13 protein-coding genes are annotated in these 15,997 nt (G+C 38.8%); 6 read left to right on the top strand and 7 right to left on the bottom strand.

From position 1 onward, the window contains the following. The first annotated feature begins 129 nt into the window (after positions 1-129). From U8519_RS05655 to U8519_RS05635, 5 genes are all read left to right on the top strand, one after another. Positions 130-1,080: a restriction endonuclease gene (locus U8519_RS05655; protein ID WP_334329333.1), complete on the top strand. Its 951-nt coding sequence runs from the start codon at positions 130-132 to the stop codon at positions 1,078-1,080. A 146-nt stretch (positions 1,081-1,226) separates the two neighbouring features. Then, positions 1,227-2,150 (top strand): DUF7916 family protein, encoded by a 924-nt coding sequence (locus tag U8519_RS05650; RefSeq protein ID WP_334329332.1) that lies wholly within the window; start codon positions 1,227-1,229, stop codon positions 2,148-2,150. 268 nt (positions 2,151-2,418) lie between these two features. Then, entirely contained in the window at positions 2,419-3,876 is a 1,458-nt protein-coding gene (locus U8519_RS05645; RefSeq protein WP_334329331.1) for an MFS transporter, read from the top strand. A gap of 164 nt (positions 3,877-4,040) precedes the next feature. After that, positions 4,041-4,175, top strand: coding sequence for a hypothetical protein (locus U8519_RS05640; RefSeq protein WP_281273190.1), 135 nt, complete (start codon positions 4,041-4,043; stop codon positions 4,173-4,175). 125 nt (positions 4,176-4,300) lie between these two features. Further along, entirely contained in the window at positions 4,301-6,985 is a 2,685-nt protein-coding gene (locus U8519_RS05635) for a BspA family leucine-rich repeat surface protein (protein WP_334329330.1), read from the top strand. 103 nt (positions 6,986-7,088) lie between these two features. Here U8519_RS05635 and U8519_RS05630 read toward each other — a convergent pair whose 3' ends face one another. From U8519_RS05630 to U8519_RS05615, 4 genes are all read right to left on the bottom strand, one after another. Further along, on the bottom strand, positions 7,089-7,475 hold the full coding sequence (locus tag U8519_RS05630; RefSeq protein ID WP_334329329.1) for a YxeA family protein: 387 nt from the start codon (positions 7,473-7,475) through the stop codon (positions 7,089-7,091). A gap of 258 nt (positions 7,476-7,733) precedes the next feature. Continuing rightward, positions 7,734-8,861 (bottom strand): 5-methyltetrahydropteroyltriglutamate--homocysteine S-methyltransferase, encoded by a 1,128-nt coding sequence (locus U8519_RS05625; protein ID WP_334329511.1) that lies wholly within the window; start codon positions 8,859-8,861, stop codon positions 7,734-7,736. Between the two features lie 34 nt (positions 8,862-8,895). Continuing rightward, positions 8,896-10,023 (bottom strand): 5-methyltetrahydropteroyltriglutamate--homocysteine S-methyltransferase, encoded by a 1,128-nt coding sequence (locus U8519_RS05620; protein ID WP_334329328.1) that lies wholly within the window; start codon positions 10,021-10,023, stop codon positions 8,896-8,898. 374 nt (positions 10,024-10,397) lie between these two features. Next, a complete protein-coding gene (locus U8519_RS05615; RefSeq protein WP_334329327.1) occupies positions 10,398-11,405 on the bottom strand; it encodes a D-2-hydroxyacid dehydrogenase in 1,008 nt (335 codons plus the stop codon). 170 nt (positions 11,406-11,575) lie between these two features. Between U8519_RS05615 and U8519_RS05610 the strand changes: the two genes are divergently transcribed. Then, positions 11,576-11,920 (top strand): hypothetical protein, encoded by a 345-nt coding sequence (locus tag U8519_RS05610; protein WP_334329326.1) that lies wholly within the window; start codon positions 11,576-11,578, stop codon positions 11,918-11,920. A gap of 22 nt (positions 11,921-11,942) precedes the next feature. Here U8519_RS05610 and U8519_RS05605 read toward each other — a convergent pair whose 3' ends face one another. From U8519_RS05605 to U8519_RS05595, 3 genes are all read right to left on the bottom strand, one after another. Then, positions 11,943-12,947, bottom strand: coding sequence for a D-2-hydroxyacid dehydrogenase (locus U8519_RS05605; RefSeq protein ID WP_334329325.1), 1,005 nt, complete (start codon positions 12,945-12,947; stop codon positions 11,943-11,945). Between the two features lie 26 nt (positions 12,948-12,973). Beyond that, complete coding sequence (locus U8519_RS05600; protein WP_334329324.1) at positions 12,974-13,897, bottom strand: DMT family transporter; 924 nt, start codon at positions 13,895-13,897, stop codon at positions 12,974-12,976. A 617-nt stretch (positions 13,898-14,514) separates the two neighbouring features. Continuing rightward, a complete protein-coding gene (locus tag U8519_RS05595; RefSeq protein ID WP_334329323.1) occupies positions 14,515-15,951 on the bottom strand; it encodes a C69 family dipeptidase in 1,437 nt (478 codons plus the stop codon). Positions 15,952-15,997: the final 46 nt, after the last annotated feature.

Here is a 15,997-nt window from a genome sequence, read left to right as displayed (position 1 = left end):
TTTCAAAATATAAACGATAAAAACCACAAATCTAAAATATCTAAAAAATAAATTCTATTAAATAATTTATGAAATCAACCATTGAAATATTTTGCTATACTTAAATTAAAAATGAAACGGGCAATAAATATGGATTTTGATTATAGGGATATGAAATTAGGAAAACATGGTTTACCTACTTGGGATGCCATGGTTGTAGTGTTAATGAATTTAATGGCTGATGGCAAAGAATATTCAGGTAAACAAATAAAGAAAATGGCTGCGGATGCTATTGGACTGCCTGAAGAATTGCGTAATACTACTTATGATTCATCTAATATGGATAATATGATTGAGAATCGAGCAGGGTGGGGACTTAGTGAGAGTTACACTGCAGGTATCTTTGATCGTCCTAAACGTGGAGTGTATGTGATTACTGATTTGGGTAAAAAGCTATTAAAGGGTAATGATACAATAGATGTTACTTTCATACATAATTTACCCAAATATCAAGAGCATAAGAATGAATTAAAGGAACGAAATAAACGAAGCAATATTGATGTAAACGACAAAGACTCAGAGTCATTCGAAGATATATCTGAAAATATTTCAGAGACAGTGACAGGATATAACAATCAGGTAGCAACGGAATTGTTACGTAGAATTCAGGCTGCTGATCCTAGATTTTTTGAAAATCTAGTTGTGAAGTTACTAGTAGCAATGGGCTACCGTGGACCTAATGGGACTGCAAGAGTTACTCAAAGTACTAATGATGGTGGAATTGATGGTGTTATTAATCAAGATGCTTTGGGTACGAACACTATTTATATTCAAGCAAAAAGATATAATTCAGATAATGTAGTTCAACGCCCAATGATAGACACCTTTTTTGGATCACTGTCTAGAATTCATGCTGATCGTGGCGTTTTTATTACTACATCCAGTTTCTCCAAAAATGCAATTGAAACAGCTAAGGGTTTTTCAATTGTGTTAATTGATGGTATTCAATTAACTGAATTAATGCTTCAGTATCATGTCGGTATTCAAGTGAAGGATAGCTTTGAGTTATTCGAAATTGATGAAGATTTCTTCGAAAATTAGAGTGCTATAAACTAAAGATTAACCAGAAAATAGTATTATTATTAGAAACTAATCCCTCCATTTCCACATTTATGTAGAATGGAGGCTTTTTATGTACCAAGTTCATACTATAATTGATACTAAACACCACCAACAGGAGACAAAAAATGACAAAAAGACTACTAAGCGCCAATCCAAGTGAAATCCTAAAAATGAACGGCAAAGAACTCAAGCAAAGTATCAAGGCCAGTGAAGGCAGGGTGATCGTAAGTGAGAACATCGTAAATCACGGTGTGATGAGCTTCGATAAGATCACTACTTCAGAAATCGCAGCGGCGTTCGGAGCGGACATGATCTTACTTAACATGCTTGATGTCTTCAATCCAGCTATCTTCGGATTATACGAAGGTGAGGATGCGGTAATTCATCATGATGGGCAAAGTATCAAGCGTCTACAAAAACTAACCGGCCGACCAATTGGTGTCAATCTAGAACCAGTCGATCCTGATGCTGATATGGCTGAGGACAGATTAACGATACCTGAGGGTCGGACAGCTAGTCAGAAGTCACTTCAAGAAGCGGAAAAGCTCGGCTTCAACTTCGTGGTTTTAACGGGTAATCCAGGTACTGGGGTCACGAATGAACAAATTGCATCTAACATTAAAATCGCCAAGGAAAATTTTTCTGGACTAGTCATTGCTGGTAAGATGCACGGTGCTGGTGTCAATGAACCGGTCGTCAGTGAAGAATCAGTCCAACAATTCTTAGACGCTGGAGCAGATGTTATTCTGGTTCCGGCTGTTGGGACTGTGCCAGGATTAGACGATGGTACGCTGAGAAAAATTGTAAAATTGGTTCATAAAAACAATGCTCTGGTCATGAGTACGATCGGCACTAGTCAAGAGGGATCAGGTGCCAGTTACATTGAACAGATTGCCATTAGAAATAAGATCATCGGCGTTGATATCCAACATATCGGTGATTCAGCTTGGGGTGTGCAGTCGCCGATGGAGAATATTTACCCCTTGAGCAAGGCCATTCGTGGTGAACGTCATACAATTGCCCGCATGGCTCGTTCGATAAATCGCTAAAGTAAAAAATACCGACTGAGAAGTTTTTCTCAATCGGTATTTATTTACGAAATTTTGTAGAGTTATTTTGTCCTGGAAATAATCTAGAATGGGAACCTGCCCGTATGGCAATCAGGGTCAATTCATTTGTATCGTTAGGATTTCTTCCTATTTTTACCTCCAAACATCACTATTTTCATCCGAAAATAAAAAAATTTCAGAAAAAACTTACGAAAACATTTTTTTTCTGGTATATTAATCCACTGTTGCAACAAAAACGGAGGTAAATATGAGTAAATCTCAAATTAACACAAAACCAACTCATCCATACTTAGCTTTAATGGGTGTTTTAATTGGTGGATTCGTAGGTATGTTCAGTGAAACTTCATTAAACATCGCCCTTCCATCCATCATGAAAGCTTTTTCGGTTGAAACTGGTACTGCACAATGGCTAGTTACAGGCTACATGCTTGTTATCGCGATTGTTCTACCACTTTCAAGTTTACTAACTAAACATTTTTCTACTAGGGGATTAGTTAGATTCGGTCTTATTGATTTCATCGTTGGATCAATAATCGCCGCAATTGCGCCAAGCTTCGCAATTCTATTGATCGGTCGTATGATCCAAGGTATCGCTACTGGTATCATCTTGCCATTGATGTTCTCGATCGCTATGAGAATCTTCCCACCTAACAAGTTAGGTGCTGCCTTAGGTGTCGCTGCGCTTGTTATTATGTTTGCCCCAGCTATCGGACCTACAATTTCCGGTATTATCTTGGGTGTTTTATCATGGAGATGGATTTTCGTTTCCTTCATCGTCTTCCTATTGATCGGCTTGATCTTTATGGAAAAGAATTTAACAAATGTCTTCGAAGTTACTAAACCAGCTGTTGATTGGCTAGCTATTGCTTTATCAACTGTCAGTTTTGGTTTGATCGTCTTCGGTATCAGCTACCTAACTAACAGTATTCCTGTTGCGGTAGTATCCTTGATCGCCGGTTTGATCATCTTGGTCGTCTACATCAGACAACAAATACACGCTAAGACGCCAACTTTGGACTTCGCTGTTTTACGTAGATCTGAATTCGTTACTGGCTCAGTGCTAGTCATGATCAACTTCGGTATTACATTGTCAGCCATGTACTTACTACCAATGTACTTACAAAACGGACTGGGCGTAGCCGTAGCCTTAACTGGTATGGTTATGTTGCCAGGTGGTATCGTCAACGCATTAGTATCATTCGGTGCTGGTCGTGCCTATGATAGTATCGGTGCCCAATGGATGGCACGTTTAGGTTTCTTGATTTCAGCAATTGGTGCTGTAATGTTCCTATTTAGTAACCAAAACAGTTCACTAGGTTACATTATTGGTGCCCATATCGTTCTTATGATCGGTGTTCCACTAGCAATGTCACCATCACAAACTTATGGTTTGAATTCATTGAACGAATATCAATCAGCTGACGGCTCTGCAATTATCAACACATTCCAACAAGTCATCGGTGCTGTCGCTACTGGTATCGCTACAATTCTCTTGAGTACAGGTCAAAACAATTACTTCGCTAATGGCGGACATTCAACTGCCTTGGCATTCACCAATGGTGCTCATTATGGATTCGCCTTTACATTAGTATTGGCTATCTTAGGATTCCTATTAGCATTCCGCGTTCATTCAAAAGCATATGAAGAGGAAAAAGTTGCTAAAGAAGAATCTAAAGCTACAAAGTTAGAAGCTAAGGAAGCTTAGTTATATTTGAAAACAATTGATACGGTTTTGGACCAATTGATGCTTGCAATCAATTGGTTCTTTTTTATATAATAGGTAAATAGTTGTTGAATAATTTGACATATTCCTTTACAATAATAGGGTTGAATAATAAGACAATACTAGAAAAGGGAGGAGGGATTTAGATGTCACAAAATACACATAAAGGCTATACAGGCCACCGCCGTCCCGTTAACGCTAAGAACGGTGAAGAACGCATGGCAAAAGCCCAAGCCGTTAAAGAATTCCTTAAGAGTCGTGAAGAAAAAGCTGCTAAGTAATTAGTTAGTTTGAGCCAACGGATAATGTCTGTTGGCTCTTTTTTTATGGCAAAATGTCATATTCTTTTTTTATTTATAGGTATACCATTAACCTTGAATGGGATTAATTATAGGGAGTTAATGGTATGAGATTTGAACAGTTGAAACGTAAGCCAAACGCTATCGTTAAGAAAAAGATGTATAAAGCCAGAAAGAACTGGGTCGTAGCATCTACGATAGCTTTTATTGGAGGGGTAACTTTATTATCTAGTCAGACTCTTACAGCCAAGGCCGACGATAATACGGACTCGAATATCACACAAACGGAGACGGTTAGTCAAGATACGCAGGCACCACAAGGTGACACTACAGCAAATACTGGAACTATCAACGTTGAGCCTGGTTCTGCGGATCCGAATAATAAGCAACAATCAAGTGAAAATATTGTTGATAATGGTCAGGATAATAATCTTGAAAAAAATGATTCTGGCAATGTAGGGTACGATGGTTCTAATGGTTCAATTCAAAGAGATGATAACCTGAGAATAGATTCTAATGAACAAGAAGGTATAACGAATACGACGGATGTCTCTGATTCAAATGCTGGTGGGATTTATGATACCAGTAATATTGCTTCCGGCAATATAGGTGCTGGATATAAGGGTGGCTCAGAAGTAAAAGGTAGTTCCTGGTACATTAACAGTAAGGGAGTACTTCATATTGATGGTGGTAATTGGGCAGGACTACCTTATGACCCAAGTAATTGGGGAAACCACGTGCAGGATATTACTTCAATTCAATTTGATGGGAAAGTTAAAGCTGGGGATAGTATTGGTTATTTGTTTTATAATTCATCAGCATTAACGGATTTAGGAAATATGAAAGATATGTTCGATACTTCTGATACTACTTTTTTTAGTGAAATGTTTAGCGGATCAGGACTGACGAATTTTGACTTTTCAACTTTGGATTTTTCTAAAGCCGTTGCTATGACCAAAATGTTTTCTGGTAGTCATTTAAAAAGTGTAAATTTATCTGGATTTGATTTCCCTAATAACTCTAACTACTCTGGTTTGTTTAGTAATTGCCCTGAGCTAACGGAGGTCAATATGTCTGGCTTTCATTTTCATAAAAGTTCAAATGTGAATCTTGATATCAGAGATATGTTCTCTGGTGATGAGTCTTTAAATAAAATTATTTTGGATGGAGTAGACACTTCAGAAGTAAATAATATGGGACAATTATTTGATGGAGATACTAGTTTAGAATCTTTGGATTTATCTAGTTTTGAGTATAATGTTGATGATGTTACTGGTAATGATAATACAAATATGCTTCGATTTAAGGATAACTGGAGTGGTGATAGTAGCAAGTCTACAAAAATCAAATCATTAACGTTAAATCCCAATTTGAATTTGTTGGAGAGCGGATTGAACTTTGATGAATCTGAATATTTAGGATGGGTAAGCGATGCTGATCCATCAGCAGATCCTATATCTAGTGCTGATTTAATTGCAAAATACGATCACACTGATAATGCTCCAGATGGTATTCAAACATGGAGTTTAGTTCCAAGACCTACAGTTACTTATACAGTCAACTATTTTCTTAAGGGTCAAGATCCCAAGACTACTAATCCAATTAAGTCTAAAACACTTTCAGGTAATAAAGATAAGACTAGAATGACGATTCCACAGATACCCGGATATGGTTTGGTAAGCGATAATCCTATAATTGTGGATTATTCCGCTGGGGAGAAGCAAACTATTGATGCTTTTGTTGAAACCTTAAAACCTTATACATTAGATATAAATATCACTTATGATGATAATTCAGCTAAACCTCAAGTTATTCAATTAAAAGTACCCGCAAATCCTGGTGATGTAAGTAATAATACCGATATTATTAATCAATTAAATCAGTTATCCTATGATGAGAACAATTTGGATCCTGATAAAACAGAATTTAATCTAGATGCTTTCGCAGAGGGTGCTGGTTCAATGAACCTAACCAAAATAACTGAACTTTTATCTGAAAAAGGTTCAGTGGATGCTAAGAATCCACTGAAACAAAGTATTATTTTTATGTTGGGTTATTTATCGCCTGTATTAAGTAAAGAAGGATATGAGGTTACTGACTTCTTAGATGTGCATTACAAAACCTACGTTCCAACAACACCATCAGATAATAATAGCAACAGTGGTTCATCTGCCTCATCATCAACAACCAAACCGGATCGCGAAGTAGACGACATCAACCAAACATCCGCAACATACAGTGATCAGCCAAAAGTACAGCTATATGACTACGACGGCAACTTGATCGATGGAGAATTCTTAGCTCCCAACACCAGTTGGTATAACGACAAGAAGATGATCCTAAACGGCAAGATGTACTACCGTGTCTCAACTGGCAAGTGGGTAAGTGCCAATGATGTTTACGTCTATGTTGCCCGTAACACATATGTCAGAGTATATAAGGACAACTACGGTTCATTAACAAATGTCCACGGTAAAGCACTAAGCCGAGAGCTTAAACCTGCCACTGACTGGTTCAGTGATCGAACGGTTTATATTAACGGCGAGAAGTATTATCGTGTAGCCACGAATGAATTCGTTAATGCCAATAATGTTTACGAGTATACATATGATTCACCAGTAATTTTGACAAATAACACGACCGCTATTTATGATGAAAAAGGTAATTTAACAACGATCGAACTACCAACTAATTCATCATATAAGACGGATCGTTATGGAGTCATCAATGGTGAAAAGTACTATCGTGTAGCCACAAATGAGTTTGTAAAGGCAGAAGATGTAAATCTATAATAAAGAATTCAAAAAATAGGGTACCCATGGGAGAAAATCTCATAGGTACCCTTTATATTATTATCAAAATTAGTCGTAGACGGCAGACAGCATAAAACAAAAACTATTCAGCCTGCAATTTAGTATAAACATCACTAGGCATATCTTTTTTAAAGACCTCGCGGTAAGTATAAACGTAAGCCCCTTTAGTTGTTACTTCTAAGAAGTGGCCTTGTTTCAACTTTCCCATACCAGTGAATTGGATAGGATGTTCATTACCATCCTTATCATAGCTAGTTAAATTATAATCATAATTTCCATAACCATCTTCATCCTTACCCTTAGCATTATCGATCTTAACGTAACGGGCTTCCTTCTTGACCAAGAAATTATATTGACCCAATGCCTGTGAAAACTGATCGGTACGATCCTTTGTATATGCACATGCACCAACATATGCCAATCCTATAATAGTAGCTGATAACAACAAAAACTTTAGTAGACTTCTCATTTATCCTTACCTCCTGAGAAATATACTAAAGTTTTTTCAATCAAATCTACATTTGTTTCACTTACATTCTTCTTACAAAATCGTAAGCTACTTTAGTCCCCACCAATCGAAGTTGATTGTATAGTCTACGATCTTGTTGAAGATATCAGCAATAATATTTAGCATGATCAACACCTCAAACATATATTTAACTTCTTTACAAGTCTATTATACTGCATATTGGAAGCGCTAACACAATTTTGAACTTTATAAATAAATTTATCCCCAAACTTCATCTTGAATCGATTTTACTAGAGCAAGCTTTGCCCATTCTTGTTGTTCGGTCAAGACATTTCCTTCTTCAGTAGAGGCAAATCCACATTGAGTTGAGAGCCATAATCTATCAAGCGGTAGGTATTGACTAGCTTCTTTGATACGATTGGTGATAACTTGGCGATCTTCTAGTTCACCTTTTTTAGAAGTGATAAGTCCTAGTACTACACGTTTGTCACCAGATACTTTAGCGAGTGGTTCAAAATTACCAGCACGAGTTGAATCGTATTCTAGGAAGTAAGTATCGACATTCTCTTTAGCGAAGACGGTGTCAGCGACAGGTCCATAGCCACCGGCAAAGGCAAAGTCTGAATGATAGTTACCACGGCAGATATGAGTATTGACGGTCAAGTCTTCTGGCAGATCTTTGATAGCGCCGTTGTTCAATTCAAGCAGGATATCTTGGATACCTGAATTGGCGTAGGTTTTGCCATCAGGAGTGGCTAGGAACTTGTCGTCGAGGAACAAACCCCATGAACAGTCATCTAATTGGATAATACGTGCCCCTTCGTCATAGAAGGCAAGAATAGCGTCGTGGTAAGCTTTTTCGATATCAGCGTATAATTCTTCATCAGAATCATAGAACTCCTTGATCTTGTCAGCATTGGTACCACGGACTAGTTCAATATATAGTTGTGCAGGAGCAGGAATAGTTTGTTTAGGTTCAACGCTAGTGCCATCAGTCAATGATTTGAGAAACTTAAAATGTTTGATGAACGGATGAGTTTCTTTGTTGAACTTGATTTTTCCTGAGAGAATAGCGGTGTCGTCACGTGTTTCTTCGTGAGCAAAGTTATAACCTTCGCCATAGTGAATGTGGTCGATACCTTCAAAGCCCCAGAAGAAGTCCAAGTGCCAGTATGAACGTCGGAATTCACCGTCAGTAACGTAATCTAATCCAGCATTGATCTCTTTGTTTACTAGATCCTTGATAGATTCATTTTCAATTGTTGTTAAAGCTGTTTGATCGATATTTCCAGCAGCGAAGTCCTTTCGTGCTTGCTTCAAAACATCCGGTCTTAAGAAACTTCCCACGTGTTGGAATCCAATTTTAGTTTGTGTTTTTGTCATAATTTTTTCTCCTCAAAAGTTTTTTTGTTGTTAAAGTTTAGCCCCAAACTTCGTCAATAATTGATTTTACTAAGGCGAGTTTTTGCCATTGTTGTTCTTCGGTGATGATGTTTCCTTCTTCAGTTGAAGCAAATCCACATTGGGTTGAGAGCCATAATCTATCAAGTGGCAGGTATTGGCTAGCCTCTTTGATACGATCGATGATGACTTGACGATCCTCTAGTTCTCCCTTTTTGGAAGTGATGAGACCGAGAACAACGCGCTTGTCTCCGGAAACCTTAGCTAGTGGTTCGAAACCGCCGGCACGGTCAGAATCGTATTCTAGGAAGTATGTGTCCACATTTTCTTGACCAAATAAATTGTCTGCTACAGGAGCATAGCCACCAGAGAATAGGAAGTCTGAATGGAAGTTGCCTCGACAAACGTGTGTGTTGATAGTTAGGTCATCGGGTAGATCCTTGATGGCACCGTTGTTTAGTTCCAGATAGGTATCTTGAACGCGTTCCTTGACTAATTTTTTGCCTTCGTCAGTAGCTAAGAACTTACTATCTAGTAATCGACCCCAAGAGCAGTCATCCAATTGGATCACGCGGGCACCGGCTTCATAAAATGCGATAATAGCATCGTGATAAGCTTGTTCGATATCAGTGTATAGGTCTTCTTCATTAGGATAGATCCTGTCTAAGGCTTCTTGATTCTTGTCACGAGTCAATTCACGATAGAGTTGTGCGGGAGCGGGGATGGTTTGTTTAGGGAGGATGCCGCCGAGTTCATCAGTGACGGATTTCAAATACTTGAAGTCATCGATAAAGGGATGAGTATTCTTGTCAAAACTAATACGATCAGTTAATACGGCTGTATCATCTCGTGAACGTCCTTTAGAAAAATCATATCCTTCACCGTTATGAGTGTGGCTAACACCTTCAAAGCCCCAGAAGAAATCTAGATGCCAATATGAACGACGGAATTCGCCATCAGTTGCGTAGTCTAAGCCGGCTGCTTTTTGTTGTTCAACTAAGTGCTTGATACAGGCGTCTTCAACTTGTCGTAATTGATCGTGGTTTATTTTGTTCTCTTGGTAGTCTTTTCGTGCCTGCTTTAATTCAGCGGGTCTTAAGAAACTTCCTACATGTTGAAATCCAATTTTAGTTTGTGTTTTTGTCATTATATTTTCCTCCATAACCTCATTAATCCAAAAAAAAATCGTCCCTACATACACAGAATTACTCTGCAATGTAGGGACGATTACCGTGGTACCACCCTAATTTATATTTTGATTGCTCAAAATACCTCAACGACACTAACATGTCCGGGATGATATCGCATCCTTGCGTACCTTTGGCTTTCACCTAGGTAAGACTCCAAGCTCATCTTCAGTTAAACTTTCGTTCCGCCTTTTCACTATCTAGCGGTCACTATGCAAACTACTAATTAACTTACTCTTCTCTTCAACGTCTAATTGGATTAAATAAGTTTTAATTATTTGATTGGTGAATAAATTACACCATGTTTAATTGATTGTCAAACAAAAATTATAAATTATTTTGTTTTAACGATATTCTTAGTCACTTCGCCATTGAGCAATTTGATTTGGGTATCCATTGCTTCGTAGACCATATTATGCACGGCACGTTCAGTGTAGAAGGCAGTGTGTGGTGTGATGATCACATTGTCACGACTGGCAAGATTCTTGAATTTTTCGTTAGGAATCGCATCGAAACTACCGAAGTCTTTTTGGAAAATACCATTCTCATTATCAAGAACATCTAGTCCAGCACCGGCGATCTTGCCCGAGTCTAGGCCATCGATTAGGGCGTCAGTATCTACTAGACCGCCACGGGCGCAGTTGATCAAGTAAGATCCTTGTTTCATCTTGGCGATGGCATCAGCATCGATCATGTGGTAATCCTGTGGTGCTAGTGGTGTATGGATAGAAATAATGTCAGATTGTGCCAGCAATTCGTCCAGTGAATCAACGTAGATCCCGAGATTTTCTAGAGCGGGGTTAGGATCGATATCGTAAGCAATTACCTTGGCTCCGTAACCAAACTGCATAATTCGAGCGAAGACGCTCCCGATATGGCCAGTACCAATAACACCAACGGTTTTACCGGCAATTTCAGTACCGATAGTAGGGGACCATTTAAGATTACCAGCACGGAGTTTGGCATCGAATTCAGGTACTCGGCGAAGCAAGCGTCCAACTAATAAGGATGCGTGTTCGGCGATTGCGTTAGGAGAATAGACTGGAACGTTTGTCAGTGTAAATCCAAAGTCGTTGAGATCCTTAAAATCAAAACCATCAACCCCGACATTTCTAACTGACAGCTTGCTGATACCATAGTCGTGGAGAATCTTCAGTGCTTCACGAGCATAAGGTTCACGTTGCACTGAACAAACGCCATCGTATCCCTTTGCGAGACTCGCATTTTCAGGAGTTAAGATGTCGTGTGTAAAGCCAACTGTAACCTCGGGATGTTCAGCCATCCAGTTTTTTAATGGTGCCTCTTCGTCGCCGCCGCGAACGCCAAATACGTAAATCTTCATAAATAAGTCCTTCTTTCTGTGAATTATATTAGAACATTAATTAAATTCTAATAAACTGTGTAATTAAGTGTAACGCAATTTTCACAAAATAAAAGGGGGTAAAGGGTCAAATCGTGAAAAAAATAATAGTTATGATATTCTTTAGAGAGTAAGGACGGAGGAACATTATCTTGACCAAGAAGTATTCATTACCACAATTATTAGGCTTCGCAATTATGATCGTTACTAATGCGGCTGCCATATTGACAGTCATTCACACTTATCAAAACTCAGCCTTACTAGCTTTGACATCTAGAAGTCTGATCATGTCAGCATTAGGATTAGTGATCTTTGTTGGCTATTCGATCTTGCAATTATTGATTTATTTTTCACTAGTCAGACTGGATGGTTCCTGGGCAGTCATTTTACTTCTGATAGGGATCTGGAGTCATCTCTACTTGATTCCAGCCATCTGGGCACTAGTTACTAATTACATCAAACAAGTTAAAGAATACAAAAATAGACCCATCTCATAAGAGAGGGTCTATTAGTTTGGAATTATTTAGTTGTGTCAACTAAATTCTTAGGTGTTTCACCATCGATCAAAGCCTTGTTGGAATCAAAAGAAACGGTGATCATGTTGTGAACCGCTGTTTCCGTATAAAAGGCATTGTGTGGTGTGATGATAACGTTGAGGCGTTGTGCCAAGTTCTTGATCTTAGGATTTGGTAGGTTATCAATGCTGCCCCACTTGTGTCCGAAGACGGAATTTTCATTATCTAGTACATCTAATCCAGCACCGCCGATCTTGCCAGAGTCTAATCCAGCAATCAAAGCGTCAGTATCGATCAATTCACCACGGGCACAGTTGACGATTATAACGCCGTCTTTCATTTGAGAGATAGCTTCGTCATTGATCATATACTTGTTACTGTCGAATAATGGTACATGTAAGGTGATGATATCTGATTGCTTATAAAGCTCTTCAAGACTATCAACATACAAGCCTTGCTTCTCTATATCGGCGTTATGGTATACATCATAAGCTACCACCTTGGCACCGAAACCTTGCAAAATCTTGATCACAACTCGACCAATATGGCCAGTACCGATGACACCAACAGTTTGTTCACGATATTCTCTACCGATCGTAGGTGCCCAAGTGAAGTCACCGTTATCGAACTTCTTATCTACTTCAGGTACACGACGTAATAGTCGTCCCATCAATAGAACGGTGTGTTCGGCAATGGCATTTGGTGAATAAACGGGAACATTGGTTAATTTCATGCCAAAGTCATTTAAATCCTTGAAGTCAAAATTATCGAAACCTACATTACGAATCGAAATGGATTTGATGCCATATTCTGACAATTTCTTGAGTGCTTCACGTTCATATGGTGTTGTTTGTAAAGTTACGACACCGTTAGAACCATCGGCCAATTCAGCTGTCTCAGGTGTCAAAGTCTTATCAGTATATCCGACTTCAACATCGGGATGGTTAGCTTCCCATTTCTTCAATGATGACAGTTCATCGTCACGAATTCCGTAAGCAAAAATTTTCATAATTCTTCCTATCTCCTTAGTATTGATTAGTCTCCATTAGTATCATATCGATTTAGTATATAGATAGCAAAGACAACGATTACTGCACCGATAATCTCAGGTAAATTAACGCTGTATGATAGGAAAATAACACTTAATACTAGGGTAGTGAATGGTTGAACGGCATCGGTGATACTGATAGTAGCTGCCGTTGTGTATTTAGTACTGAAGACCATCAACAAGAAGGCAATAACATTACTCAAAAGGATAACCGTTATAACGCCGATCAAACTCTTAGTTGAAAGGTGTGGTGGGTTTACCCAAACGGGCGTGAAGATATTAGAGAACAATCCTGCAATCAACATCCCCCAACCAGTCACCAACAAACCATTGTGTTTAGCAATCAATTGTTGAGGAATAACGATATAGAGGGCAGCTGTAATACCGCCACCGATTCCCCAAAGTACTGATACAAATGGAATTGCCAAGTGAGAGATGTCACCACGAGTGATCAATAGAACAACTCCGATCAAGGCTAGTGAGAATGAAATAACGTCGATCCGTAAAACTTTTTTGTGAGTGAAGATAACCGCTCCTACCATGATGAACAATGGTGATAAGTATTGTAAGATCGTGGCGGTTGAAGAGTTACCTGTTTGGATAGCATAGAAGAAGGTGTACATGTTAGCGAAGAGACCAAAGATGGAAAAGGCAATCAAGGTCAATGTATCCTTCCATGATTTAAAAATCGAAAAGAATTCTTTTTTTGGTAGAACAAAAAACGCAATTACTAATAAAATAACACCAGCGACTAAAGTTCTAGTTCCTACGAACCACATAGCGGGGATGTTACTGTCCTTTGCGACAATCTGTTGGACAGCGCCGGAAACACCCCAAATAACTGATGCAAGGAAAGCTAAGAGAAACCCTTTATGCAGGGTTTTCTTAGTCATTTTCTTACTTTCGTCCATAATTTTCCTCCTAAAACGAGCCTAAGCTCTGTATAAAAACACCAATAGAGATATTATACAGTTTAGTAAATCAGATTGCTCAGAAAAAACACTTGAGATTGGAAACTGGGGGTTGTGTTTTTGATGCCGCTGAAGATGGCCAACGACTACATCTGCCGTAGGACCGGTTTCAAACTGTGTTTTCAACCTCGCTTTGAAGCCTGTAGTCTTCAAAGTCGTTCCAGTGTTCTAAGCGATAAATCGCTAAGAACACTTTTACGGCTGATTCCGTTGTTGACGATCTTCAGCTAGGTTGATTTTATCTCCTGTGCAGTATAGTAATTTATCGTTTTTATCCATAAATAAAAATAAGTGTGCACGACAATTTTGTCATAGCACACTTATTTTGGTAGTAATTGATAATTTAGCTAGAGGTAAGCAGTAATGGAATCAGTAGCAAAAGTGGTGTTAATGCGGGTGGTTTTCCCACATTTACAGCACTGGACGACTTTCTTGATTTGCGGTTTATGCAAAGCAAGAAAGCGAAGTCTGAGACCGTTTTGTGGCTCAGACTGGTCCCGCTACAGATGGAATTGCTGCTTATCGGAAGCGGAAGTTGAAGCAGTAAGGAAAAAGGATTAAAGATTCTTATCCATGTTGAATGTTAACTTAGAAAGGTTGATACCCTTTGTGTAAAGTTGACCGAATAACTTGTGAGTCTTATCAGCCATTTCTTTGACAACTTTTTGGTTTCTAGAAGTCAAGAACTTAACTAATTCTTCGCCTTCGTAGTCCTTAGCTAGCTTATCGGTTTCAGCAACGCTCATACGCAAGTCTTGACGAACTTCTGTTAGGAAGTCGATGTCGTCTTGGATGAAGTCTGTGTAGTGTGATTCAACAAGAACCGACAAAGCATTATACATCCAGTAAGCATCCTTAAAGTTGAATTCTAGAGAAGCATCGTTGTAACTAGCATCTGTATCATTCATGTTTGTGTAGAAAGGAATGTATGGTGTATATGTTGGGAAGCCGATACATAACCACATGATAGCAGCGAATTCTTCAGGAACATCGTTTCTGATTTGTAGAACGTGTGAGTTTTGTGTTCTGTTCAAACCGATTGGACGGTAACGATACTTATCAGCGTCAGAAGCATCAGGGCTGAATGGATCGTAAGGTGTCTCATTATAGTGTGAACCAAGAACATATTCAATATCGTCAACTGAGATCTTGTGATCTGTCTTCATGATGAATGGTAGTTCACCATCTTCTGGGTCTTGTTCGATTTCAGGATTGAAGAATTTTTGACCGAACCAAACACGAGGTGTGTTGTAGTGACGATCTTTCATATTATCTGTACCGAAGATATGACGGAAGTTGAATCCAGTCTTATCTGTATTCAAGTGGTTTGCTTCAACGAATTCTTGAATACCATCTGACCACATGAATTGAGAAGGATCATTGAAGTCAACTTGTTGAATTGAGACACGGTTAGCGCAGACAGCATAACTGTCATCAGGGATACGTTGTGCAACCCAGTGATGTCCTGTAACGATCTCCATGTACCAAACGTCGTCACTGTCACTGAATAAGACAGAGTTACCAGCTGGTGAACCATATTTGGCGATCAATTCACCAGTACGTTGAACAGCACCTTTGGCTGAATCTACATATGGTAAGACCATACGTACGATAACATCTTCGTCCATACCGTCTTTTACAAGTGGGTCGAAGGCTAAAGCACGTTCGTTACCATAAGTACTCTCAGTAGCTGACATAGCAACATTAGCACCGTTGATACCACTCTCATCATAGTAACCGAATTGTTTGTAGTCTACGTTAGGAACAGCAGGCCACTTGTATCCATTTTCAGGAACTTCAGCTTCGAAGCCGTTAAGCCATGATTTAACTTTACGGCCTTTTTCACCTTCAACAGCTGGGTTTAATACGAAACTGTGTGGTGCAACTGCAAAAAATGTATCATCATTTCTTGCAATCATCGTTGATCCATCTAAACTGGCGTTTTTACCAACCAAGATAGTTGTACAAGCGTCATCCAAATGATTTTTCTTCATTATTATGAAATCCTCCTATTTAATACTGATTTATATTTTATCATAT

The sequence above is a fragment of the Companilactobacillus sp. HBUAS59699 genome, assembly GCF_036913575.1.
Taxonomy (GTDB): domain Bacteria; phylum Bacillota; class Bacilli; order Lactobacillales; family Lactobacillaceae; genus Companilactobacillus.
The sequence above is the reverse complement of the archived record's forward strand: the minus strand, read 5'-3'. Positions and strand labels throughout refer to the sequence as shown.

Coding starts and splice junctions, on each gene's coding strand:
- U8519_RS05655 (WP_334329333.1), top strand. CDS start 130: ATGGATTTTGATTATAGGGATATGAAATTAGGAAAACATGGTTTACCT.
- U8519_RS05650 (WP_334329332.1), top strand. CDS start 1,227: ATGACAAAAAGACTACTAAGCGCCAATCCAAGTGAAATCCTAAAAATG.
- U8519_RS05645 (WP_334329331.1), top strand. CDS start 2,419: ATGAGTAAATCTCAAATTAACACAAAACCAACTCATCCATACTTAGCT.
- U8519_RS05640 (WP_281273190.1), top strand. CDS start 4,041: ATGTCACAAAATACACATAAAGGCTATACAGGCCACCGCCGTCCCGTT.
- U8519_RS05635 (WP_334329330.1), top strand. CDS start 4,301: ATGAGATTTGAACAGTTGAAACGTAAGCCAAACGCTATCGTTAAGAAA.
- U8519_RS05630 (WP_334329329.1), bottom strand. CDS start 7,475: ATGAGAAGTCTACTAAAGTTTTTGTTGTTATCAGCTACTATTATAGGA.
- U8519_RS05620 (WP_334329328.1), bottom strand. CDS start 10,023: ATGACAAAAACACAAACTAAAATTGGATTTCAACATGTAGGAAGTTTC.
- U8519_RS05615 (WP_334329327.1), bottom strand. CDS start 11,405: ATGAAGATTTACGTATTTGGCGTTCGCGGCGGCGACGAAGAGGCACCA.
- U8519_RS05605 (WP_334329325.1), bottom strand. CDS start 12,947: ATGAAAATTTTTGCTTACGGAATTCGTGACGATGAACTGTCATCATTG.
- U8519_RS05600 (WP_334329324.1), bottom strand. CDS start 13,897: ATGGACGAAAGTAAGAAAATGACTAAGAAAACCCTGCATAAAGGGTTT.
- U8519_RS05595 (WP_334329323.1), bottom strand. CDS start 15,951: ATGAAGAAAAATCATTTGGATGACGCTTGTACAACTATCTTGGTTGGT.